Consider the following 23,328-nt stretch of genomic DNA (forward strand, 5'->3'; position numbering starts at 1 on the left):
TTAATTAAACCGCGCATCACGATCAGAGGTCATATCATACAGCTGGTATTTACGTCCCAGCATCTGACCGCCATCACGCGTCAACGGTACCCAGTTCACCTGCGCACGACCACGCGTTGGCGTCACGGTAAACAGGTCCATCGGAATTGAGATATAGAAGCCTTTGGTGAAGCTACCTTCGCCATACTCTTCTGCGGAAACGTTGGTTTTGGTGGCGTAGAAGCCGACGATCACACCGCTGTCGAACTGCTTCGACATATCGACCGTCACACCTTTATCCTTCGCCAGATACTGACCTACGCTGGCTTTCACCAACACGTTCTCCATAAACCACGGACGCCAGTAAGCGGTCAGATTACCCACAGGCGCTTTGTAATCGGTGAACTTCATCATGTTGTCCCAGTCGCGCTGCTTGACGTAGTTGGCATCGACGCCAAACGCCCAGTTGCTGTCGACCGGACGATACAACACCTCGCCACCGACACCGCCATACATGGTTTCCAGATAACCGCCGTACACCTGACCGTAGAAGCCATTGCCGAGGTAATGCATGTAGTTGGCTTGCAGGTCATTGATATAAACGTTGTTCTCAACGTACTGACGAATATGGGTACGTACACGCGGCAGGCCGTTGCTGGCCGATAAGCCATTGTAATTAAACTTATCGTAGTTGTTGGCGATGTTGCCAAACAGGCTACCGCCGACCAGCAGGTGATCCGTCAGCCAGTAATCAACGTTACCCATCACGCCGACCTGGTACATATAGAAACTTTCCGGCCCACCGACCGACTGATTCAGCACCGGCGACAGGCTGTAGTTCAGACGATCTTTACGGATGAAGTAACCCTGTTCGGCTTCACCCGGATCGACCGGATCGATACGCTGCTGTTGCAACGGTTTTTCCTGACCCAGCGGGTAACCGGCGAGATCGTTGTGCAGACTGGCGACGTCGGTGCGGGTGGTCACCTGTGGCATATTGAAGCGCGACTCGGTCACATCAATCGTCTTAATGCCGTCCGGCAGATTATTCATGATAATGCGGTTGGCACGGTCGACGCCTTCGGCGGTATCACGGTATTTGGTCTGCTCGCCAGAGACATACAAGGTATCGCCTTTGGTCTGAATTCGTGGGCCATCCAGGCCAGCGTTATATTTCAGGTCGGTCAGCTGGTTTGCCACCACGGTCGATTGCAACAAATCGCCCTGCGGCTGCGGATTGTAAGCCGGTTTGGCGCTGTCGATATGTTCCTGGCGTAAATCGTTAAAGTTGGTGCGAATGGTGAAGCCAAACATAAAGGTATTGCCGCGCTCGTAGCTGGCGTTGATATCCGCCCAGTCGGTCACACGGTAAATCGCCCCGACGTTAACTTTGCTGCGCTGCTCCAGACGTCCGGCGAAGTCATCCTGGTAGTTGTTGCCTTCATATTCGACTTTCAGACGCAGCGGCTGCCAGGGTGTCTGATATTCGATACCCCCAAACAACGCAGCCGGGCCGTGGAACATTTGCGAACCGTTGATCGAACCGGCTTCGCCGCCTGTGGTACGGCTACAGAAACTGGCGCTGTAGGAACAGAATGGGTTTTTGATGCTGCCGCTGTTACCGAGATAGCCCCAGCCGATACCGAAGGTGAAATCAAACGGTCCCCAGGCTTTGGTGCCCACCAGATATTCGCTGTCGAACAGGCCGGTACCGCCCAAATCGCGCGTGCCAACCGACACTTCCGGCAGCCAGTAGCTCTCTTGCCACAGGCGCAGCTTCAGGTCGAAGGCTTTGTCTTTATAGCTCTGGTCGCCACTGAAACTCTCGCTGGCGCTGTAGCGACGGGTGCGTACGTCGGTATAACGCACGGTGCTTTCGAGCCACGGGAACAGTTGCAGCGACGCCGAATAGTAGCGGTACTGGTCGTTGTTGCGATAGTTGAGGCTGAACTCCCCGTCACGCGACATACGCGCAGTCGGCACCTGCATCAGGCCGACGCCGCCGAAGTCAGATTGTGACGGGCCAATCGGATCGTCATAGCTTGCCGCCTGTACGTTACAGGCCGCGGAAACAGCAACAGCCAGCAGGCTGAGAAGATAGTGTTTTTTCATCAGTCTGGAATCCGGTGAGTCAGAACAGAAATCATGCGGTCATTCAGGTCGCTCTGGCCCCAGGGCAGGCTCCACGATGAAAAACCGAGCCAGATAATGCTGCCAGGCTCCACTTCCACATGACGATGATTCCAGTACGCAATCGGGACCTGCTGCGTCTCGCCGGAGGGGGCAATCACCGTGGCAAAGCTGCGTTCACCACCGGAAAGACGATCGTGATCGGCCAGATAGCTGCGCACCGTGCGGCCAGGTTGCCAGCTCACTTTGCCGGGATGCGCCAGCGCACCAAGCACCAGTACCTGAGTCGGCGGTGCCAGCGTGTAGAGGTCATAGCTGCCCTGCAAGCGACGATTGGCTTCCGGGCGGATACGTACCCAGTCGGGGTCGAGCGAAGTAAACTGACGGCCCGTCACCGGGACGGCGGCTAGCTGCTGGATAACCGTACCAATGGCGGCGGCACGATCGCCGCTGCTATCCGCCTGCCAGGCGCGCAAATCGGCCAGCAATTGTTGTTGCTGCTGTTTTGCCACAGCGGTAGCGCCGCGTTCGGCAATCACCGTACCGGGCCACCAGGTGTGGATAGCCGGATTGGTCACCAGTTGGCTGAGGTTTTGTGCATGATCGACCTGCAAGGTCGCGCGTTGTTGTCCGTCGTGGACGATAACCTGGCTATCGGCCAGCGCATTGCCCGCAGTGAACAGCGCCAGTCCCGCCAGCAAAGACGTTATTTTTTTCATGATTTCGCCGGTTTCAGAATGGTGGTTTCAATCGGGAATTCGCCTGCTGCCAGCATCTGCGTGGCTTGCATCACGGTGCCGTCGCGGTTATCGAGCCAGAAGGTGTTCTGCCACTCACGACCCATGCTGTCGATACGCACCGTCTCGTGCCATACCCGGCAGGGCACGGCCTTACCGGCAATAGTCAGCACTTCATCATCACCGCGCTGAAATTGGGAGACAGCGGTAGCGGCGCGTTGCTTATCTTTCTCACGCCACTGCACCACGCGGGTCCAGCTGGCGCCGTTTTGCAGGTGTAATGGGTCGGCCAGCGGGTCCTGCGCCAGATTGCTGACATCAATCAGGTTGTCGGTCAGGCCGAGGGTTTTCACCAGACGGCCGTGCTGCATCACCAGCATCGCCCGGTCCTGGGTTATCCATTTCTGCTGACCATTTTCGTTGTAGCCCAGCACCACAAAGATGCGCTGGCCAGCGTTGATGCGGGCATAAAGGCTGGCGTAAGGCAGGCTGGCAACCTGCTCATTGGTTACCGTGACATCATCCGGCCCATTGATAGCCAGCATTACGGTCTGTTCCAGACCTTTTTGCGTTTGAGTACAGGCCTGCAACAACAGGCAGAGAAGCAGCAAAGGAAGTCGGCGCACTGTGTGTCCCTGATCAAATCGAATCAAAGCAAAAAATAACCACACGGATGTGTGGTTATGTTTAAAGGTGCTACATCAACGAGTGGTGCCCGTTGTGGTCGTGGTTGTTGTACCGGTATTTGCACCGTCACCACCGCCGGAAGCGGCAATGCCGAGACCTACCAACGCACCGAGCGCACCGATACCCACAGCGGTTGATGCACCAGCGGACATAGCACCCGCCTGCGCACCTGCTGCGGCACCAGCTTCTTCCGGTGCGGCAATCGCAGCGGAAGAAACGGCAACGTAAAGTAAGGCTGCACCGGCAACCATAAGTTTTTTCATAACAGCTTTCCTGCATCTATATGAATGAAGGATTTACCCTTTATAGGGCGCGTTCAGTATAGGGCAACAAATTACCAGAGTTCAGCGCGAGGGGAAGGGGGCGAAAATAACGAACGGTTCTGGTGGAAAATAAGGCAAATTAGCGATAGCTGCTTTTTTTTATTGGGGTTTTTATTTGAACTGGAACAACTGTTTGGTTGCAAGATTGCGGGCAGGATTTTTCACTTTTGCATTAAGAATTGGTACGGAATCGGAATATTCAGAATTCCCTTAATATGAGTAAATAAAAAGAATCTATTAATCATGATGATAGGGAAAAAATCAAACGTAAATAGATCCATGTTTTTTAGAGGTTAGTTCAATTCTCACACAAAATCTTCAGAATTTGCCTAAGTCATTTTAAGAATTATCTAACCAATAATAGTCCAATTAATAACAAACTCTACCGGGTTATTGCATATTAGACGTAAAAAAGGCGGCCATATTGCCGCCTTATGACAAAACCCGAAAAAGATTAACGCCAGGACTTATAGCGATTAATTAAGCCATTGGTGGAACTGTCGTGGCTGGCAATTTTCGCGTCGTTCTCCAGCTCTGGCAGAATACGGTTTGCCAGCTGTTTACCCAGCTCAACGCCCCACTGGTCAAAGGTAAAGATATTCAGGATTGCGCCCTGGGTGAAGATTTTGTGTTCGTACAGCGCAATCAACGCGCCGAGGCTGAACGGCGTGATTTCGCGCAGCAGGATGGAGTTGGTCGGGCGGTTACCTTCGAACACCTTGAACGGCACGATATGCGCCACTGACTCAGCGGATTTACCGGCATCGGTAAACTCTTTCTCAACCACATCGCGAGACTTACCAAACGCCAGTGCTTCGGTCTGGGCGAAGAAGTTCGACAGCAGTTTCTGATGATGATCCGCCAGAGCGTTATGGGTCTGCGCCGGAGCGATAAAGTCACACGGAATCAGTTTGGTGCCCTGATGAATCAGCTGATAGAACGCGTGCTGACCATTGGTGCCGGGTTCACCCCAGATGATGGGGCCGGTCTGGTAATCCACGGCGTTGCCGTCACGATCGACGTATTTACCGTTGGATTCCATGTTGCCCTGCTGGAAGTAGGCAGCGAAGCGATGCATATACTGGTCGTACGGCAGAATGGCTTCGGTTTCGGCACCAAAGAAGTTGTTGTACCAGATCCCGATCAACGCCAGCAGTACCGGCAGGTTCTGCTCGGCGGGTGTGGTGGAGAAGTGTTTGTCCATCGCGTGCGCGCCGCTCAGCAGCTGCTCGAAATTGTCGAAGCCGATGGACAGAATGATCGACAGGCCAATCGCCGACCACAGGGAATAACGACCGCCGACCCAGTCCCAGAACTCGAACATATTGGCGGTATCAATGCCGAACTCACCGACCGCTTTGCCGTTGGTGGAGAGCGCCGCAAAGTGTTTCGCCACATGCTGCTGATCGCCAGCGGCTTTCAGGAACCAGTCACGCGCGCTGTGGGCGTTAGTCATGGTTTCCTGGGTGGTGAAGGTTTTGGAGGCGACGAGGAACAGCGTGGTTTCCGGGCTGAGATCTTTCAGCGTTTCAGCGATATGGGTGCCATCGACGTTGGAAACAAAGTGCATGTTCAGGTGGTTTTTGTACGGACGCAGCGCTTCGGTCACCATGAACGGACCCAGGTCAGAGCCGCCGATACCGATGTTGACCACGTCGGTGATGGCTTTGCCGGTATAACCCTTCCACTCGCCGCTGATGATGCGCTCAGAGAAGCCTTTCATCTTCGCCAGCACCGCATTTACTTCCGGCATCACATCTTTGCCATCGACCACGATCGGCGTGTTGCTGCGGTTACGCAGGGCGACATGCAGCACGGCACGGTCTTCGGTGCGGTTGATCTTCTCACCAGAAAACATGGACTTAATGGCGCCCGCCAGATCGGTTTCTTTTGCCAGCGCCTGAAGTTTGTCGAGGGTTTCCTGGGTAATGCGGTTTTTTGAGAAATCCACCAGCATCTGATCATCAAAGGTGGCAGAGAATTTCGCAAAACGATCGGCATCCTGAGCGAACAGGTCGGCGATCTGCACCGATTTCATCTGGTCAAAATGCTGCTGCAGCGCTTTCCAGGCTGCGGTTTGTGTCGGATTGATATTTTTCATGGCAACACTCTTGTTGAAATAAAAAGAACTGTCATTCCAACCGGGCGCATCCAGCTGGCCCGGCTTGTTTAGCATTCTGGCGGCGACTTGTGCTGCCGCGACGGGTTTCAGTATGACCACAGTTGCTACTGAAAGGAAAAAAATTGTGATTTCGCGCGCTGTCCCCACATCTCGTCCGGCAGAGGGGCTGCGATGATTCTGAAACATTTTCAGCAAAATCCGCTGTGGATTCCCTGTGCCGTATCAGGAAAAGGGCAGATGACTGGCCACCCGCCACTACTTTAGGCGGGAGTTCACTTGTCCGTTTGTTCTGCGATGCGCACGTCATGCCGTGAATGTGAAAAATCCTCAAACATCAGGCGTTGACAGCGGAACAATTAACCTATATTTATGTGCGCGCTACTTACGCCTCCGGGCGTAAGCCAGAAGAGGCGCGTCGCCCAGGCAGTGTGTTGGAGGAACCGTATCCGGGGATAACACATCAGGGGGTGCGACGCCGAGGTGGGACAACACGCGGTGTGTTGTGCTGTCGGCTGCAGGGGCTGAATCCTCTGGGTTGTCACCAGAAACGTCCACAGTCGGACGTTTCGCAAGGTGAAGCGCTTCTGGGTGACTCGTCTCATGATCTTGTCTGCCCATTTCTGCTCTTCTCTTGTGCCAAGGCTGATAGAATGTCTCCCGTCCCAACAAAGCGGGAGAAAGATAACCTGACACGAGGTTCGTTACATGTCTCAAACTCTGATCGTGGCGAAATTTGGTGGCACCAGCGTTGCCGATTTTGATGCCATGAACCGCAGCGCCAACGTGGTGCTGTCCGATGCCAATACCCGTCTGGTGGTGTTATCCGCCTCGGCTGGCGTCACCAACCTGCTGGTATCCCTCTCTGAAGGCAAAGAACAAGCGCAGCGCGCGACTCTGCTGGATGAAATCCGCCGTATTCAATACGCCATCATCGATCGTCTGCAATCACCGGAAGTGATCCGTGAAGAGATTGATCGCATGCTGGAAAACATCGGCATGCTGTCGGAAGCGGCGGCACTGGCGACGTCCAATGCACTGACCGATGAACTGGTCAGCCACGGCGAACTGATGTCGACGCTGCTGTTCGTGGAAATTCTGCGTGAGCGCCAAATCAACGCCGAGTGGTTTGATGTGCGCAAAGTGATGCGCACCAGCGACCGCTTTGGTCGTGCGGAACCGGATGTGGCGGCATTGAAAGAACAATCCGCTGTGTTGCTGGCCCCGCGCACCACCCAGGCGCTGGTAGTGACCCAGGGCTTTATCGGTAGTGAAAGCAAAGGCCGCACCACCACGCTGGGCCGTGGCGGTAGCGACTATACCGCTGCATTGCTGGGTGAAGCGTTGCAGGCAGTACGCGTCGATATCTGGACCGATGTCCCGGGTATCTACACCACCGATCCGCGCGTGGTGCCTGCCGCCAAGCGTATCGATGAAATCACCTTCGAAGAAGCCGCTGAAATGGCGACCTTTGGTGCCAAAGTGCTGCATCCGGCGACGTTGCTGCCCGCAGTGCGCAGCGATATCCCGGTGTTCGTCGGTTCCAGTAAAGATCCGGCGGCTGGTGGTACACGCGTGTGCAACGAGACGCAAAACCCGCCGTTGTTCCGCGCACTGGCGCTGCGTCGTAAGCAAACTCTGCTGACGCTGCACAGCCTGAACATGTTGCATGCACGCGGCTTCCTGGCCGAAGTGTTTGCGATTCTGGCGCGCCACAGTATCTCGGTCGATCTGATCACCACCTCCGAAGTGAGCGTGGCGCTGACGCTGGATACCACCGGTTCCACCTCCACCGGCGACAGCCTGCTGACTCAGGCGTTGCTGACCGAACTCTCTTCTCTGTGTCGCGTCGAAGTGGAAGAGAACCTCGCGCTGGTGGCGATTATCGGTAACAACCTGTCTAAAGCCTGCGGTGTGGGCAAAGAAGTGTTTGGTGCCCTGGAACCGTTTAATCTGCGAATGATCTGTTACGGAGCCAGCAGCTACAACCTGTGCTTCCTGGTGCCGGGCGGCGACGCAGAAGAAGTGGTGCGCGCGCTGCATAAAAATCTTTTTGGCTGTTAAAAGAATTTTTAAGCATGTATCGAGCCGGACAAGGTCCGGCTTTTTTATTGATTAATTAATCTAAATAATTAATTAAGTCGCAAAATTTATCCGTATCCGTACCACTTTTTCCTCCCGTTTCGCTTAAGCCCGCACGGCAAGCGCCTGTTTTGCACTGGAATTGTGTAAAAAGCCCACTACGCTCACTGTGAACGGTTGCACTTCCGCAACCGAGAATGACAATTCTGACGCTAAATCATCAATCTTATTGAGGGAATCGCGATGCAAAAGTTCGTTGCAGAGTTCTTCGGTACTTTTGTTCTGGTGTTAGGGGGCTGTGGCAGTGCGGTGTTGGCCGCTGCGTTTCCACAACTGGGTATTGGCTTTGCAGGCGTGGCGCTGGCATTTGGTTTGACGGTGCTGGTAATGGCGTTCGCTGTCGGGCACATCTCGGGCGGGCATTTTAATCCGGCGGTGACCGTTGGGGTGATGATTGGCGGGCGTTTTCCGGCCAGCCTGGTGGTGCCTTATATCGTCTCGCAACTGCTGGGGGCCGTTGCAGCGGCGGCGGTGTTGTATCTGATCGCCAGCGGCAAGGCCGATTTTGATGTCGCCGCCAGTGGCTTTGCCGCTAACGGCTATGGTGAGCACTCACCCGGTGGTTTTAACTTGCTGTCGGGGATGATTAGCGAAACGGTCCTCAGCGCGGTGTTTCTGATAGTGATTATGGGGGCCACTGATAAACGCGCCCCGGCAGGGTTCGCGCCGATTGCCATTGGTCTGGCATTGACGCTGATCCATCTGGTGAGCATTCCGGTGACCAATACTTCGGTGAATCCGGCGCGCAGCACCGGCGTGGCGTTGTTCCAGGGCGGTTGGGCGTTGTCTCAGTTGTGGATGTTCTGGCTGATGCCCATCATCGGCGGTGCAATTGGTGGTGCGATCTACCGCTTTTTACTGGAAAAAGCAGAGTAATTTCGGCCAATTTACCCGGATCGGCAGCAGCCGATCCGCATTTTCACTTCCAGCCTTACCTCACGATAACGAAATGTTATGATCCCGCGTCCGTCGTGGCAGCCGTTTCCTGCGCGACACTTTATCTGTGGCAATACTCCGCAATGACATAATAAAACCTGCATAAGGAAGTTCGTCCATGCTCGGCAAAATTACCCGCCTGTTCCCACTGTGGGCTGTACTGCTCTCGGTCGCTGCCTATTATTCTCCATCCACGTTCCTTGGCATTGGTCCGTGGGTGACGTATCTGCTGATGCTGATTATGTTTGGCATGGGCGTAACGCTAAATATTGATGATTTCAAACGCGTGCTGGTGCGTCCGGCTCCGGTTATCGCCGGTACGTTTCTGCACTATCTGGTGATGCCGCTGGCGGCATGGGGTCTGGCGAAACTGTTCCAGATGCCGCCGGACCTGGCCGCGGGCATGATTCTGGTGGGCAGCGTTGCCAGTGGCACCGCGTCGAACGTGATGATCTATCTGGCGAAGGGAGATGTGGCCTTGTCGGTGACCATCTCCTCCGTTTCGGCGCTGGTGGGGGTGTTTGCCACCCCGCTGCTGACGCGTTTCTATGTCGACACGCATATCCAGGTGGATGTGGTGGGGATGCTGCTCAGCATCGTGAAAATCGTGGTGATCCCGATTGGTCTGGGCCTGATTATCCACCACTCAATGAATAGCGTGGTGCGCCGCGTAGAACCTTATCTGCCGGCGTTTTCTATGGTGTGTATTCTGTTGATCATCAGCGCGGTGGTGGCGGGTAGCCAGGGCTTTATCGGTTCGGTAGGGCTGGTGGTGATTGTGGCGGTGATTCTGCACAACGCCATTGGTCTGCTCGGCGGGTACTGGGGCGGTAAGCTGTTCGGCTTTGACGAATCCACCTGTCGCACCCTGGCGCTGGAAGTGGGGATGCAAAACTCCGGTCTGGCGGCAACGCTGGGCAAACTCTACTTCTCGCCGCTGGCTGCGCTGCCAGGCGCGTTGTTCTCGGTATGGCACAACCTGTCAGGTTCCCTGCTGGCGGGTTACTGGTCAGGCAAACCCATAAAGAAAAAGTAAAACATGCACCCGTAGCGGCGCGATTTATCGCGCAAGGTTTTTCCTGCATCGCGCACCGAACCGCGCGATAAATTGCGCCGCTACGTTAAATCTTCAGGTAAGCGCGAATCCCATCCAGAAACATCTGCGTAGCCAGCATAATCAAAATCAATCCCATCAGACGTTCCAGCGCGTTGACACCTTTATCGCCCAACAGGCGCAAGAACAAGCCGGACAACAACAAAATCACCACTGTCACGCCCCAGGCGATCAACAGCGCGCCGACCAGATATGTCATTTGATTTGGGTACTGATGCGACAGCAGCATCAGGGTTGCCAACAGCGACGGTCCGGCCACCAGCGGAATCGCCAGCGGCACCAGGAAGGGTTCTTCTCCGGCGGGTAAACCGGTGCTGCTGCTCTCTGTCGACGGGAAAATCATGCGGATCGCGATCAGGAACAAAATGATACCGCCGGAAATCGACACCGTCTCGGTGCGCAGATTGAGAAACGCCAGAATGCGTTCACCGGCGAATAAAAAAAGCAGCATTAACACCAGCGCAATCAACATTTCCCGGATGAGCACCACGCGACGGCGTTTAGGTTCCAGATGCTTCAAAACCGACATAAATATCGGTAGGTTACCTAACGGGTCCATAATCAGCAGCAATAATATGGTGGCGGAAATCATTTCAGTCATTTGTGTTAAACCATCCCTTTGCGGCGTTATGCGCCGTTATTAGTTGCGCTGCTGAAAAAGTTAGCGCAATCGAATTAATTCACTTGCCAGAAGTGCAGCATTTTGTAGAGTTGAAGGTCATAGGTAAACCTGATTATTACGCAGACCAGCAGGTTAATCCGGTTGGTTTTTTCCCTCGCACCAGACAGGGCCTCTGAAGAAGCGCCCGAGACGGACAGAAAATGAAGAATGTAGGTTTTATTGGTTGGCGTGGTATGGTCGGCTCCGTGCTGATGTCCCGCATGAGCGAAGAACGTGATTTTGATGTGATCAATCCGGTCTTCTTCTCCACTTCGCAACTTGGCCAGGCTGCACCGACCTTCGGTAGTAAGTCGACCGGTGCGCTTCAGGATGCTTTTGATATTGATGCGCTGAAGGCGCTCGACATCATTATCACCTGCCAGGGCGGGGATTACACCAGTGAAGTCTATCCGAAGCTGCGCGCCAGCGGCTGGCAGGGTTACTGGATTGACGCCGCTTCCACGCTGCGCATGAAAGATGACGCCATCATTATTCTTGATCCGGTCAACCATCAGGTGATTCGTCAGGGCCTCGACAGCGGCATCAAAACCTTTGTCGGCGGTAACTGCACCGTCAGCCTGATGCTGATGTCACTCGGTGGCCTGTTTGCTAACGATCTGGTGGAGTGGACCTCCGTGGCCACTTATCAGGCGGCGTCCGGTGGCGGTGCGCGTCATATGCGCGAGCTGCTGACGCAGATGGGTATGCTGCATGATCATGTGGCGAAATCGTTGCAGAATCCGGCTTCTGCCATCCTCGACATCGAACGTAGCGTGACCGACTTCACCCGTTCAGGCACGTTGCCAACCGATAACTTCGGTGTGCCACTGGCGGGCAGCCTGATTCCGTGGATCGACAAACAACTGGAAAACGGCCAGAGCCGCGAAGAGTGGAAAGGCCAGGCAGAAACCAACAAAATCCTCGGCACGCAGAAAGTCATCCCGGTTGATGGCCTGTGCGTACGCGTCGGTGCGCTGCGTTGCCACAGCCAGGCATTTACGCTGAAACTGAAAAAAGATGTGCCGCTGGCGGAGATTGAGCAGCTGCTGGCCGCCCACAACGAGTGGGTCAAAGTGGTGCCGAACGACCGTGAAATCACCATGCGTGAACTGACACCGGCGGCGGTAACCGGCACGCTCACGACGCCGGTAGGGCGTCTGCGCAAACTGAATATGGGGCCGGAGTACCTGTCGGCCTTCACCGTCGGCGACCAGTTACTGTGGGGCGCGGCAGAACCGCTGCGTCGTATGTTGCGTCTGCTGGTGGATTAAGCGTAACGTTAAAACATGGCCGGGATTTTCCCGGCCTTTTTTGCATTTCAGGCTGCAACACTTAACCAAAATTTCGCCTGACAAGTGATCGGCTTCCCTTTTTTGCTCTCCCGAAAATAATTTTTTGCGATCCTCCCTGGCTTCTGCCAGCCCCAAGCTATGATTTAACAATGATGTGCCGGTAGTTGGTTGTTTTGCTTTCCGTACTGAATGGTTGTTGTACATAGCAAAGATTTTTTCCACGGACGGTCTCCTTCCTTGCTGTGTACTCATGGCTCAATGAAGAGCAGCGCATCTGATAAGGCTTTCACGTCTGACGCAGTTCGCCTGCCAAATGTCACAGGAAGAAATCATGTCAGAGCTTCCCGATCGCCAGGCGATCAATGCCCTGTTTGCGGGCAATTATTCCGATCCTTTTTCCCTGCTGGGAATGCACCAGACTGAGCAAGGTCTGGAAGTCCGGGCCTTGTTGCCCGACGCGTCAGAGGTGTGGGTGATAGAAACCAACACCGGGCGTAAATGCGCTCAGCTGGAGTGTTTTGACTCACGCGGCTTCTTCAGTGGCGTCATCCCGCGCCGAAAAAATCTGTTTCGTTACCAACTGGCGGTGAACTGGCACGGCCAGCAAAATCTGATTGATGATGCCTACCGTTTCGGGCCATTGCTGCAAGAGATGGATGCCTGGCTGCTGGCTGAAGGCACCCATTTACGTCCGTATGAAACCCTGGGGGCACACGGCACCACCCTTGATGGCGTCAACGGTACGCGTTTTTCCGTTTGGGCGCCCAACGCGCGGCGCGTGTCGGTAGTGGGGGAATTTAATTACTGGGATGGACGGCGCCATCCGATGCGTTTCCGCCGTGAACTGGGGATCTGGGAGCTGTTTGTCCCCGGTGCGTTCAACGGGCAGCTCTACAAATTCGAAATCATCGATGCCTTCGGCCAACTGCGTATCAAAGCCGATCCCTTTGCCTTTGAAGCGCAGATGCGTCCGCAAACGGCGTCGATGATCTGCGGCCTGCCGCCAAAAACCGAGATGACGGCGCAGCGCAAAGCCGCGAATGCCTTCGATGCGCCGATTTCCATTTACGAAGTGCATCTGGGTTCCTGGCGGCGGCATACCGAGAACAACTTCTGGCTCAGCTACAAGGAGCTGTCGGAGCAGTTGATCCCGTATGTCAAAGAGATGGGGTTCACCCATATTGAGCTGCTGCCGATTAATGAACACCCGTTTGACGGTAGCTGGGGTTATCAGCCACTCGGCATGTATGCGCCGACTCGCCGCTTTGGCACCCGCGATGAGTTCCGCGAGTTCATCGCCAGTGCGCATGCTGCGGGCATCAACGTGCTGCTGGATTGGGTACCGGGCCATTTTCCCAGCGATGATTTTGGGCTGGCGAAGTTTGATGGCACCGAGCTGTATGAACACAGCGACCCGCGCGAAGGCTACCATCAGGACTGGAACACGCTGATCTACAACTTTGGTCGCCGCGAAGTGAGTAATTACCTCTCCGGCAATGCGCTGTACTGGCTGGAGCGCTTTGGTATCGATGGGCTGCGTGTGGATGCGGTGGCGTCGATGATTTACCGCGATTACAGCCGGGCTGAAGGTGAGTGGATACCCAACCAATATGGAGGCCGCGATAATCTGGAGGCCATCTCCTTCCTGCGTTATACCAACCGCACCCTGGGGCGAGCAGCGCCGGGCGCTGTCACGATAGCCGAAGAGTCCACTGACTATCCCGGTGTCTCACGTCCACCGGAAGCGGGTGGTCTTGGTTTCTGGTTTAAGTGGAACCTCGGTTGGATGCACGACACGCTGGATTACATGAAACACGACCCGGTGCATCGCCGCTACCATCACCAGTTGATGACCTTCGGCATGCTCTATAACTACACGGAAAACTTCGTGCTGCCGCTGTCGCATGATGAAGTGGTACACGGTAAACGTTCGATTCTCGATCGCATGCCGGGTGATCCGTGGCAGAAATTCGCTAACCTGCGCGCCTATTACGGCTGGATGTGGGCCTTCCCGGGCAAGAAGCTGCTGTTTATGGGCGGTGAATTTGCTCAGGGCAAAGAGTGGAACCACGACACCAGCCTCGACTGGCATCTGCTGGAAGGGGCGGATAACTGGCACCACGGCGTGCAGCGGCTGGTACGCGATCTTAACCATACCTATCGCCACTATTCGCCGCTGTATCAGCTGGATTTCGACCCGCAGGGGTTCGAGTGGCTGGTGGTCGACGACCATGAAAACTCGGTGTTTGCCTTCGTGCGGCGCGATCGTGACGGCAATGAGGTGATTGTGATCAGCAATTTTACGCCGGTACCGCGTCCCCATTACCGCTTTGGCGTCAATCAGGCTGGCCGCTGGCAAGAAGTACTCAATACCGACCAGCATGACTACCACGGTAGCGATGTGCGTAATCATCAGGTACACACTGACGACATCCCGAGTCACGGTCGGGGACAATCCCTCAGTCTATCCCTGCCGCCGCTGGCGACAGTCTGGTTGGTGCGGGAGGGAGAATAATGCTGGAGAGCGGGCAGCCCGCACCGCTGGGCGCGAATTACGATGGTCATGGTGTCAACTTCACGCTGTTTTCCCGCCATGCGGAAAAAGTGGAGCTGTGCCTGTTTGATCAGCACGGCGTTGAGCGTCGCTTCCCGCTGCCACAACGCAGTGGCGATATCTGGCACGGCTACTTTCCTGGGCTGAAACCGGGTCAACGCTATGGCTACCGCGTGCATGGCCCGTGGTCGCCTGCTGAGGGGCATCGTTTTAATCCGAAGAAATTGCTGGTTGATCCTTGCGCCAGAGCGGTGGTTGGCGATGTGCCGGACGATCCGCGCTTTTTCAACGGCACAACCCTGCCGGACAAGCAGGATAATGCTGGCATTGCGCCCAAATCACTGGTCATCGCCGAAGATTTTGACTGGGATGAAGACACGCCGTTGCGCACCCCCTGGGGGAAAACGGTGATTTATGAAGCGCATGTCCGTGGGCTGACTCAGTTACATCCGGAAATTCCGGAAAGACTGCGCGGGACTTATGCGGCACTGGGTCATCCTGTTATGGTGAAGTATCTACGCCACCTTGGTATCACGGCGCTGGAGCTGCTGCCGATTGCCCATTTTGCCAGCGAGCCGCGTTTACTGCGGTTGGGACTCAGCAATTACTGGGGCTACAACCCGGTGGCACTCTGGGCGGTCGATCCCCGTTACGCCTCCGGCGAAGACGGTTTGACGCCGTTGCAGGAGTTTCAGCAGGCGGTAAAAAGGCTGCATGCGGCGGGTATTGAGGTGATTCTTGATGTGGTGTTCAACCACACCGCCGAACTGGATGAGCTTGGCCCGGTGATCGCGATGCGCGGCATTGATAACGCCAGTTATTACTGGCTTAACGCGCAGGGCGAATACCATAACTGGACCGGCTGCGGCAATACGCTGAATCTCAGCGATGCTCAGGTGATGGAATGGGTGTTGGAAGGGCTGCGCCACTGGGTGCGCGATTGCCATATTGATGGTTTTCGTTTCGACCTTGCCTCGGTGTTGGGGCGTACGCCGGATTTCCGCCAGGATGCGCCGCTATTCGCAGCCATCAAAGCCTGTCCGATTTTGTCAAAAGTGAAACTGATCGCCGAACCCTGGGATGTCGGTCCCGGCGGCTATCAGGTCGGTAACTATCCGCCTACCTTTGCCGAGTGGAACGACCACTTTCGCGATGCAACGCGGTGCTTCTGGTTACACGGCGGGCTGAGCAACGGTGATTTTGCCCGACGCTTTGCCGCCTCCAGCGATGTTTTTCAGCGTGCGCCACGTCTGCCGCACGCCAGTATCAATCTGATCACCGCACACGACGGTTTTACGCTGCGCGATGTGGTGAGCTTCAACCATAAACACAATCAGGCTAACGGCGAAGACAATCGCGACGGCAGCAACAACAATTTCAGCAATAACCACGGTCATGAAGGGCTGCATGTCAGTTTCGATGTTGTCGAGCGACGGCGGCTCAGTGTGCATGCGCTGCTCACGACGTTGCTGCTGGCGCAGGGTACGCCGATGCTGCTGGCGGGTGATGAACGTGGTCACAGCCAGCATGGCAACAACAATGCGTATTGTCAGGACAACCCGCTGACCTGGCTGGACTGGCAACAGGATGATTCTGGACTGGTCGACTTCACTGCCACGTTAATCCATCTGCGTAAGCGCATTCCCGCGCTCACGGCAGATCGCTGGTGGCAGGAGGGCGATGGCAACGTACGGTGGTTCAATGCCAGCGGCAAACCACTGGGGAATGAGGAGTGGGAACAGGGGACGCACAGAATGCAGATCCTGCTCTCCGGCCGCTGGTTAATAACAATTAACGCCACGGATGCGGTGAGTGACCTCGCCTTACCAGACGGAGAGTGGCGTGCCATTCCTCCTTTCGCCGGGGAAGATAACCCCATTTTGACAACTGTCTGGCACGGGCCCGCACACGGTGTGTGTGTGTTCCTGAAACAATCATAAGGAGTCAGACATGGTGAATTTAGATAGAACAGATCATCTGATGCTGGCACGCCAGCTCCCTACGCAGACGGTGGCGCTGATCCTCGCCGGAGGACGTGGCACACGCCTGAAAGACCTGACCGCCAAACGCGCCAAACCGGCGGTGCACTTTGGTGGGAAGTTCCGCATCATCGACTTTGCGCTCTCCAATTGTCTCAACTCGGGCATCCGGCGCATTGGCGTGATCACGCAATATCAGTCACACACGCTGGTGCAGCATATCCAGCGCGGCTGGTCGATTTTCAACGAAGAGATGAACGAGTTTGTTGATCTGTTGCCCGCACAACAGCGCTTCTCCACTGAGCACTGGTATCGTGGGACGGCGGATGCGGTAACGCAAAACCTCGACATCATTCGTCGGTATAACGCCCAGTACATCGTGATCCTCGCCGGGGATCATATCTACAAAATGGATTATTCGCGCATGCTGCTGGATCACGTCGATCGTGGTGCCAAATGCACCATCGCCTGCTTGCCGGTGCCGTTGGAGGAAGCTACTGCCTTTGGCGTGATGGCGGTGGATACCGAGAACAACGTGGTCGATTTTGTAGAAAAACCGCCTGTTCCCCCCTCAATGCCCGGCGATGACAGCAAGGCGCTGGCCAGCATGGGGATTTATGTCTTTAACGCCGATTATCTCTACCAGCTGCTGGAAGAAGACGCCCAGATACCTGAGTCCAATCACGATTTCGGTAAAGATTTGCTGCCGAAAATTGTGGCCAGCGGCGACGCCTACGCGCACTCCTTCACCCTGTCCTGCGTGCAAAGCGACGAAGCTGCCGAACCCTACTGGCGCGATGTCGGAACGCTCGAAGCCTACTGGCGCGCCAATCTGGATTTGGCCTCCGTCACACCGGAACTGGACATGTATGACCACGGCTGGCCGATTCGTACCCATATGGAGCCGCTACCACCGGCGAAGTTTGTGCAGGATCGTTCCGGTAGTCATGGTATGACGATGAACTCGCTGGTTTCTGGCGGATGCATTATCTCCGGCTCCGTGGTGGTGAACTCGGTACTGTTTCCGCGCGTACGTGTGAACTCTTTTTGCAACATCGATTCTTCGGTACTGCTGCCCGATGTGGTGATTGGCCGCTCCTGCCGTCTGCGCCGCTGCGTCATTGACCGCGCCTGCGTGCTGCCTGAAGGCATTGTGATTGGCGAAAATCCCGATGAAGACAGCCGCCGTTTTTACCGTTCAGAAGAGGGCATCGTGCTGGTGACGCGCGCCATGTTAGCCAAACTGGCGGGTGCCGTCGGGCGGTGACGAAAAAGCACACAGACAATCGACGCGTGGAACGCGAGCGATATCACAAAAGGGGTCCAGGATGCAGGTTTTACATGTCTGTTCAGAACTTTTCCCGTTGTTGAAAACCGGCGGGTTGGCTGATGTTGTCGGCGCTTTACCGCAGGCACAAATTGCCGGTGGTACGGATACGCGGGTCTTACTTCCCGCGTATCCCGACCTGCGTAGAGGGATTCCGGATACGGAAGTGGTGGCGGAGCTGCCAACCTTTGCTGGGTTTGTTCGCTTACTTTTTGGACATTTCAACGGTGTTGGCATTTATTTAATTGATGCACCGGGATTGTATGAACGTCCGGGAAGCCCGTACCACGATGAATCACAGTTTGCCTACGTCGATAACTATCTGCGCTTTGCGCTGCTCGGCTGGATGGGCTGTGAAATCGCCTGTGGACTGGACACCTTCTGGCGGCCAGATATCGTGCATGCGCATGACTGGCATGCCGGGTTAACCTGCGCCTATCTGGAGGCGCGAGGCCGCCCGGCGAAATCGGTGTTTACCGTGCATAACCTGGCGTATCAGGGGCTGTTTTCGGCGCGTCATATGGAGGAGATCCAGTTACCGCGATCATTCTTCAACATGCATGGCCTGGAGTTTTATGGGCAAATTTCTTATCTCAAAGCTGGCCTGTTTTATGCAGATCATATTACGGCGGTCAGCCCAACTTACGCGCTGGAGATCACCCGCCCGGAGTTTGGCTATGGTATGGAAGCGCTGCTGGCGCAGCGTCTGCGTGAAGGACGGTTAAGTGGCGTGTTGAATGGTGTTGATCCGGCGATCTGGGACCCGACGCATGACCTGCTGCTGACCGCGCGTTACGACCGGGACACGCTGGAGAGCAAGGCGGAGAACAAACGTCAGCTGCAAATTGCCATGGGCTTGAAGGTCGATGACAAAGTACCGGTATTTTGTGTAATCAGCCGCTTAACCCGGCAGAAAGGTCTGGATTTGGTGCTGGAAGCGCTGCCCGGTTTACTGGCGCAGGGCGGCCAGTTGGTATTGTTGGGGCAGGGAGATGCCGAATTACAGCAGGGATTTCTGGCGGCGGCGGCCGAGCACCCCGGCAGCGTTGGCGTGCAGATTGGCTATCACGAGGCTTTCTCGCACCGCATTGTCGGCGGTGCGGATGTGATTCTGGTGCCCAGCCGCTTTGAACCCTGTGGCCTGACACAACTTTATGGTCTGAAATACGGCACGCTGCCGCTGGTACGTCGTACCGGTGGTCTGGCGGATACGGTGAATGACAGTTCGCTGGAAAACCTGGCAGATGGGATCGCCAGTGGTTTCAGCTTTGAAGACAGTAATGCCTGGTCGCTGCTCAGAGCGATTCGGCGCGCTTTTGTACTGTGGTCCCGTCCTTCCCTCTGGCGTTATGTTCAGCGTCAGGCGATGGGGATGGATTTTAGTTGGCAGGTGGCAGCACAAGCCTACCGCGATCTTTATCAACGTTTGCTGTAATGAGAGATTGGGATACTTGATATGAACGCACCTTTCACCTATGCCTCACCCACCCTGACGGTTGATGCGCTGAAGCACTCGATAGCCTATAAACTGATGTTTACCATCGGTAAAGACCCTTCCATCGCCAATAAGCATGAGTGGCTCAACGCCGCGCTGCTGGCAGTGCGCGACCGCATGGTGGAACGTTGGCTACGTTCCAGCCGGGCGCAATTGTCGCAGGATGTACGTCAGGTGTATTACCTGTCGATGGAATTCCTGATGGGCCGCACCCTGGGCAACGCGCTGCTGGCGATGGGTATTTACGACGATCTCAATCAGGCGCTGGATGAGATGGGGCTGGATCTCAGCGAACTGATGGAAGAAGAGAACGATCCCGGCCTTGGCAACGGTGGTCTGGGACGTCTCGCCGCCTGTTTCCTCGATTCACTGGCGACCCTCGGCCTGCCGGGGCGTGGCTACGGCATCCGTTACGATTACGGTATGTTCAAGCAGAATATTGTCGATGGCCAGCAGCGCGAATCGCCGGATTACTGGCTGGAATATGGTAACCCGTGGGAATTCCAGCGTTTTAACACCCGCTACAAAGTGCGTTTTGGTGGCCGTTTGCAACACGAAGGCAGCCGGGTGCGCTGGATCGAAACCGAAGAGATCCTGGCCATTGCGTATGATCAGATCGTGCCCGGTTTTGATACCGATGCCACCAATACGCTGCGGTTGTGGGGCGCGCAGGCCAGTAACGAAATCAACCTGGGTAAGTTCAATCAGGGCGATTACTTTGCCGCCGTGGAAGATAAAAACCATTCGGAAAACGTGTCGCGTGTGCTTTATCCCGACGACTCCACTTATTCCGGTCGCGAGCTGCGTCTGCGCCAGGAATATTTTCTCGTCTCCTCTACGGTGCAGGACATCCTGAACCGTCACTGGCAGATGCACCAAACCTGGGAAAACCTGGCGGATAAAATCGCCATCCATCTCAACGATACCCACCCGGTGCTGGCGATCCCCGAACTGATGCGGTTGTTGATTGATGAGCAGAAATTTTCCTGGGACGATGCGTTTGAAGTCACCTGCCAGGTGTTCTCCTACACCAACCACACGCTGATGACCGAGGCGCTGGAAACCTGGCCGGTGGATATGATCGGCAAGATCCTGCCGCGCCATCTCAGCATCATCTTTGAAATTAATGATTATTTCCTGAAAACCATTCAGGAATACTATCCGGATGACTGGGATCTGATGTCACGTATCTCAATCATTGATGAGAACAATGGCCGCAAGGTCCGTATGGCATGGCTGGCGGTGGTGGTCAGTCATAAGGTTAACGGTGTTTCCGAACTCCACTCCAACCTGATGGTGCAGTCGCTGTTTGCCGATTTTTCTCGTCTGTTCCCGGGACGTTTCTGTAATAAAACCAATGGCGTCACACCACGCCGTTGGCTGGCTCTGGCTAACCCGGCACTTTCAGAAGTCCTGGATGAGGCGATTGGCCGCAACTGGCGCACCGACCTTAGCCAACTCAGCGACCTGACGCCGCAAATCGATTTCCCGGCGTTTATTGAGCAGATCGCCGATGCCAAATTTGCCAACAAAAAACGCCTGGCGGATTGGGTAGCAAAAAACCTCGATATTGTGCTGGACCCACATGCGCTGTTTGATGTGCAAATCAAACGCATTCATGAGTACAAACGCCAGCTGCTGAACGTGTTGCACGTTATCACCCGCTACAACCGCATCAAGGCCGATCCCGATGCAGATTGGGTACCTCGGGTGAATATTTTTGCCGGTAAAGCGGCCTCCGCCTATTACATGGCGAAGCACATCATTCATCTGATCAACGATGTAGCGAAGGTGATCAACAACGATCCGCAGGTGAAAAACAAGCTGAAGGTGGTGTTTATCCCTAACTACGGGGTTAGCCTGGCGCAGATCATTATTCCGGCGGCGGATCTCTCCGAGCAGATCTCCACGGCGGGTACGGAGGCTTCCGGCACCAGTAATATGAAGTTTGCGCTCAACGGCGCGTTAACGATTGGTACGCTGGATGGGGCCAACGTCGAGATGCGCGAACATGTCGGTGCGGAGAATATCTTTATCTTCGGTAACACCACGCCGCAGGTCGAGCAGTTGCGCAAAGATGGCTACAACCCACGTAAATACTACGAAGAGGATGAGGAGCTGCATCAGGCGCTGACGCAGATTGCCAGTGGTCTGTTTAGCCCGCAAGATCCGGGTCGCTATCGTAATCTGTTCGATGCGCTGGTGAACTTTGGCGACCACTATCAATTGCTGGCAGATTATCGCAGCTATGTGGATACCCAGGATAAGGTGGACAAACTCTATCGTCAGCCAGATGAGTGGCAACGACGTGCGGCGCTGAATATCGCTAATATGGGCTATTTTTCGGCGGATCGTACCATTCAGGAGTATGCCGATGAGATCTGGCATATTTCGCCAGTGAGATTGTAACGAAGGCTGGACGCCACCCTCTCCCGTCTTGCGGGAGAGGGCCGGGGTGAGGGCACCAGGCCGCAAAAACTATTTCAGCGTGATGCTTTTCACGATGCTGTCGGCATCGCTCTGCGCCTGCTGCTGATTATCCGCTGGCAGGGTAATTTGCAGGGTCAGCAGTTTGCCATCGACCTTCGCCAGAATCACCGAAGACCAGGAGGTCTGGTGGTTGGCAGAAATCACCGTATCCAGCTGCTGGGCCGGTTGATCGCTCAGCGTTACCGCTTTGTTCGATACCACCTGCAACTGCGGATCGCGGTTGCGTTGCTGCTGTTCCAGACGCTGGGAGAGAGAATCCAGCGCTTCATTGGTTGGGTCACCGGCAATCACGATAATCGCGCGCGCACCGGTTTGATCGGCGTAGACATGCATGTTGGTGGATTCTGTACCCAATTTGCCGCTCTTATCCGACATCCCCGCAGGCAGGGTAAAGCTCAGTTTGCCATCCAGCAGACTCACCGTCTGGGTTGACTGGCTGGCAGTGGCGCCGTTGTCCGCCGCTGCCGCGTCATCTTTTTTCTGGTCACAGGCCGCGAGGCCAAGCACCAGCAGGCCAATGCCCGCATATTTCACTAAGTTACGCATTCTTTTCCCTATAACAAGATTCCAGTCCGCGATTATCAAATCGGAATCGGCGGTCAAAAGCAACCGCCGGTTTGTCAGGAAATCTTAGCGTGGGTGCGGCGAGGGTACTACGTAGAATTAACCGAAATTGAGCTGACGCTGGGCCGAACGCTCAGCCAGACGCTTCAGGGTTGCGTTCAGCAGTACGCCATAGGCTGGCAGGAAGAAAAGCATGCAGATCATTACTTTGAAGCTGTAATCCACCAGCGCGATTTCCACCCAGTGCTGAGCCATAAACGGGTCCGGACTTTTGTAGAAGGCGATAAAGAAGAACGCCAGCGTATCGCTGATATTACCGAGGAACATGGCTGCGCCGGGTGCAATCCACCACTGCGGCAGACGACGCAGACGGTTAAATACATGCACATCCAGAATCTGTCCCAATGCATAGGCCATAAAGCTGGCACTGGCGATTCGGGCCACGAACAGGTTCACTTGCTCCAATGACGCCCAACCCTGCCATTCGCCCTGATAAAACACGCAGGAGACGATGTAAGAGATAAACAACGCCGGCACCATCACCGCCAGAATAATGCGTCGCGCCAGTGGCGCGCCAAAAATACGCACGGTGAGATCGGTCGCGAGGAAAATAAACGGAAAGCTGAACGCACCCCAGGTGGTGTGGAAGCCAAAAATGGCCACCGGCAACTGCACCAGATAGTTACTGGAAGTGATCACCAGCAGATGAAACAGCGACAGCCAGAACAGCGCATGCATGCGCTGACGCGGAGAAAAAGCGATCATGTTGAGCCTTTTTAGTGTTGGGGTGAGGGAACCC

18 protein-coding genes and 1 riboswitch are annotated in these 23,328 nt (G+C 55.2%); of the genes, 9 read left to right on the forward strand and 9 right to left on the reverse strand.

Annotated elements, in window-relative coordinates:
- From AC6I8N_RS01435 to pgi, 5 genes are all read right to left on the reverse strand, one after another.
- Positions 1 to 2,091, reverse strand: coding sequence for a YjbH domain-containing protein (locus tag AC6I8N_RS01435; protein ID WP_497829892.1), 2,091 nt, complete (start codon positions 2,089 to 2,091; stop codon positions 1 to 3).
- Positions 2,091 to 2,828, reverse strand: a complete 738-nt coding sequence (locus tag AC6I8N_RS01440; RefSeq protein ID WP_497829893.1) for a capsule biosynthesis GfcC D2 domain-containing protein — start codon at positions 2,826 to 2,828, stop codon at positions 2,091 to 2,093. The genes AC6I8N_RS01435 and AC6I8N_RS01440 overlap by 1 nt, the downstream gene beginning before the upstream one ends.
- A complete protein-coding gene (locus tag AC6I8N_RS01445; RefSeq protein WP_497829894.1) occupies positions 2,825 to 3,472 on the reverse strand; it encodes a YjbF family lipoprotein in 648 nt (215 codons plus the stop codon). The genes AC6I8N_RS01440 and AC6I8N_RS01445 overlap by 4 nt, the downstream gene beginning before the upstream one ends.
- A gap of 75 nt (positions 3,473 to 3,547) precedes the next feature.
- A complete protein-coding gene (gene yjbE, locus AC6I8N_RS01450; RefSeq protein ID WP_021186261.1) occupies positions 3,548 to 3,796 on the reverse strand; it encodes an exopolysaccharide production protein YjbE in 249 nt (82 codons plus the stop codon).
- 514 nt (positions 3,797 to 4,310) lie between these two features.
- The gene (pgi, locus tag AC6I8N_RS01455) at positions 4,311 to 5,957 is read right to left on the reverse strand and encodes a glucose-6-phosphate isomerase (RefSeq protein WP_497829895.1); all 1,647 of its coding nucleotides are present in this window, start codon (positions 5,955 to 5,957) and stop codon (positions 4,311 to 4,313) included.
- A gap of 418 nt (positions 5,958 to 6,375) precedes the next feature.
- Positions 6,376 to 6,570: riboswitch (Lysine riboswitch) on the forward strand.
- A 113-nt stretch (positions 6,571 to 6,683) separates the two neighbouring features.
- Between pgi and lysC the strand changes: the two genes are divergently transcribed.
- From lysC to panS, 3 genes are all read left to right on the forward strand, one after another.
- Positions 6,684 to 8,039 carry a lysine-sensitive aspartokinase 3 gene (gene lysC / locus AC6I8N_RS01460; RefSeq protein WP_497829896.1) on the forward strand — a complete coding sequence of 452 codons (1,356 nt, stop codon included), beginning with the start codon at positions 6,684 to 6,686 and terminating at the stop codon, positions 8,037 to 8,039.
- A gap of 261 nt (positions 8,040 to 8,300) precedes the next feature.
- Positions 8,301 to 8,993, forward strand: a complete 693-nt coding sequence (gene aqpZ, locus AC6I8N_RS01465; protein ID WP_208724581.1) for an aquaporin Z — start codon at positions 8,301 to 8,303, stop codon at positions 8,991 to 8,993.
- A gap of 178 nt (positions 8,994 to 9,171) precedes the next feature.
- A complete protein-coding gene (gene panS / locus AC6I8N_RS01470) occupies positions 9,172 to 10,089 on the forward strand; it encodes a ketopantoate/pantoate/pantothenate transporter PanS (RefSeq protein WP_021186265.1) in 918 nt (305 codons plus the stop codon).
- 85 nt (positions 10,090 to 10,174) lie between these two features.
- Here panS and AC6I8N_RS01475 read toward each other — a convergent pair whose 3' ends face one another.
- Complete coding sequence (locus tag AC6I8N_RS01475; RefSeq protein WP_021186266.1) at positions 10,175 to 10,768, reverse strand: YhgN family NAAT transporter; 594 nt, start codon at positions 10,766 to 10,768, stop codon at positions 10,175 to 10,177.
- Positions 10,769 to 10,989: 221 nt separating this feature from the next.
- On the opposite strand from AC6I8N_RS01475, the gene asd reads away from it, so the two are divergent.
- The gene (gene asd / locus AC6I8N_RS01480) at positions 10,990 to 12,099 is read left to right on the forward strand and encodes an aspartate-semialdehyde dehydrogenase (protein ID WP_497829897.1); all 1,110 of its coding nucleotides are present in this window, start codon (positions 10,990 to 10,992) and stop codon (positions 12,097 to 12,099) included.
- Here the strand turns inward: asd and AC6I8N_RS01485 are convergent.
- Positions 12,043 to 12,342: a hypothetical protein gene (locus AC6I8N_RS01485; RefSeq protein WP_208724582.1), complete on the reverse strand. Its 300-nt coding sequence runs from the start codon at positions 12,340 to 12,342 to the stop codon at positions 12,043 to 12,045. The genes asd and AC6I8N_RS01485 overlap by 57 nt on opposite strands.
- Before the next feature lie 109 nt (positions 12,343 to 12,451).
- Here AC6I8N_RS01485 and glgB point away from each other — a divergent pair, with 109 nt between their 5' ends.
- The 5 genes from glgB (at position 12,452) to glgP (ending at position 21,884) form a co-directional block, all read left to right on the forward strand.
- Positions 12,452 to 14,635: a 1,4-alpha-glucan branching enzyme gene (glgB, locus tag AC6I8N_RS01490; protein ID WP_497829898.1), complete on the forward strand. Its 2,184-nt coding sequence runs from the start codon at positions 12,452 to 12,454 to the stop codon at positions 14,633 to 14,635.
- Positions 14,635 to 16,614: a glycogen debranching protein GlgX gene (gene glgX, locus AC6I8N_RS01495; RefSeq protein ID WP_497829899.1), complete on the forward strand. Its 1,980-nt coding sequence runs from the start codon at positions 14,635 to 14,637 to the stop codon at positions 16,612 to 16,614. Before glgB ends, glgX begins: the two co-directional genes overlap by 1 nt.
- A gap of 10 nt (positions 16,615 to 16,624) precedes the next feature.
- Entirely contained in the window at positions 16,625 to 17,920 is a 1,296-nt protein-coding gene (gene glgC, locus AC6I8N_RS01500; protein ID WP_021186270.1) for a glucose-1-phosphate adenylyltransferase, read from the forward strand.
- Between the two features lie 61 nt (positions 17,921 to 17,981).
- Positions 17,982 to 19,415 (forward strand): glycogen synthase GlgA, encoded by a 1,434-nt coding sequence (gene glgA / locus AC6I8N_RS01505; protein ID WP_021186271.1) that lies wholly within the window; start codon positions 17,982 to 17,984, stop codon positions 19,413 to 19,415.
- Between the two features lie 21 nt (positions 19,416 to 19,436).
- Positions 19,437 to 21,884 carry a glycogen phosphorylase gene (gene glgP / locus AC6I8N_RS01510; RefSeq protein ID WP_497829900.1) on the forward strand — a complete coding sequence of 816 codons (2,448 nt, stop codon included), beginning with the start codon at positions 19,437 to 19,439 and terminating at the stop codon, positions 21,882 to 21,884.
- A 69-nt stretch (positions 21,885 to 21,953) separates the two neighbouring features.
- On the opposite strand, the gene AC6I8N_RS01515 is transcribed toward glgP, so the two are convergent.
- Complete coding sequence (locus AC6I8N_RS01515; protein WP_497829901.1) at positions 21,954 to 22,511, reverse strand: DcrB family lipoprotein; 558 nt, start codon at positions 22,509 to 22,511, stop codon at positions 21,954 to 21,956.
- A 117-nt stretch (positions 22,512 to 22,628) separates the two neighbouring features.
- Entirely contained in the window at positions 22,629 to 23,294 is a 666-nt protein-coding gene (locus AC6I8N_RS01520; protein WP_021186274.1) for a 7-cyano-7-deazaguanine/7-aminomethyl-7-deazaguanine transporter, read from the reverse strand.
- Between the last annotated feature and the right edge of the window lie 34 nt (positions 23,295 to 23,328).

The organism is Pantoea sp. X-Soil-TKNS-1279, from assembly GCF_059730565.1.

Coding starts and splice junctions, on each gene's coding strand:
- AC6I8N_RS01435 (WP_497829892.1), bottom strand. CDS start 2,091: ATGAAAAAACACTATCTTCTCAGCCTGCTGGCTGTTGCTGTTTCCGCG.
- AC6I8N_RS01440 (WP_497829893.1), bottom strand. CDS start 2,828: ATGAAAAAAATAACGTCTTTGCTGGCGGGACTGGCGCTGTTCACTGCG.
- yjbE (WP_021186261.1), bottom strand. CDS start 3,796: ATGAAAAAACTTATGGTTGCCGGTGCAGCCTTACTTTACGTTGCCGTT.
- pgi (WP_497829895.1), bottom strand. CDS start 5,957: ATGAAAAATATCAATCCGACACAAACCGCAGCCTGGAAAGCGCTGCAG.
- lysC (WP_497829896.1), top strand. CDS start 6,684: ATGTCTCAAACTCTGATCGTGGCGAAATTTGGTGGCACCAGCGTTGCC.
- aqpZ (WP_208724581.1), top strand. CDS start 8,301: ATGCAAAAGTTCGTTGCAGAGTTCTTCGGTACTTTTGTTCTGGTGTTA.
- panS (WP_021186265.1), top strand. CDS start 9,172: ATGCTCGGCAAAATTACCCGCCTGTTCCCACTGTGGGCTGTACTGCTC.
- AC6I8N_RS01475 (WP_021186266.1), bottom strand. CDS start 10,768: ATGACTGAAATGATTTCCGCCACCATATTATTGCTGCTGATTATGGAC.
- asd (WP_497829897.1), top strand. CDS start 10,990: ATGAAGAATGTAGGTTTTATTGGTTGGCGTGGTATGGTCGGCTCCGTG.
- glgB (WP_497829898.1), top strand. CDS start 12,452: ATGTCAGAGCTTCCCGATCGCCAGGCGATCAATGCCCTGTTTGCGGGC.
- glgX (WP_497829899.1), top strand. CDS start 14,635: ATGCTGGAGAGCGGGCAGCCCGCACCGCTGGGCGCGAATTACGATGGT.
- glgC (WP_021186270.1), top strand. CDS start 16,625: ATGGTGAATTTAGATAGAACAGATCATCTGATGCTGGCACGCCAGCTC.
- glgA (WP_021186271.1), top strand. CDS start 17,982: ATGCAGGTTTTACATGTCTGTTCAGAACTTTTCCCGTTGTTGAAAACC.
- glgP (WP_497829900.1), top strand. CDS start 19,437: ATGAACGCACCTTTCACCTATGCCTCACCCACCCTGACGGTTGATGCG.
- AC6I8N_RS01515 (WP_497829901.1), bottom strand. CDS start 22,511: ATGCGTAACTTAGTGAAATATGCGGGCATTGGCCTGCTGGTGCTTGGC.
- AC6I8N_RS01520 (WP_021186274.1), bottom strand. CDS start 23,294: ATGATCGCTTTTTCTCCGCGTCAGCGCATGCATGCGCTGTTCTGGCTG.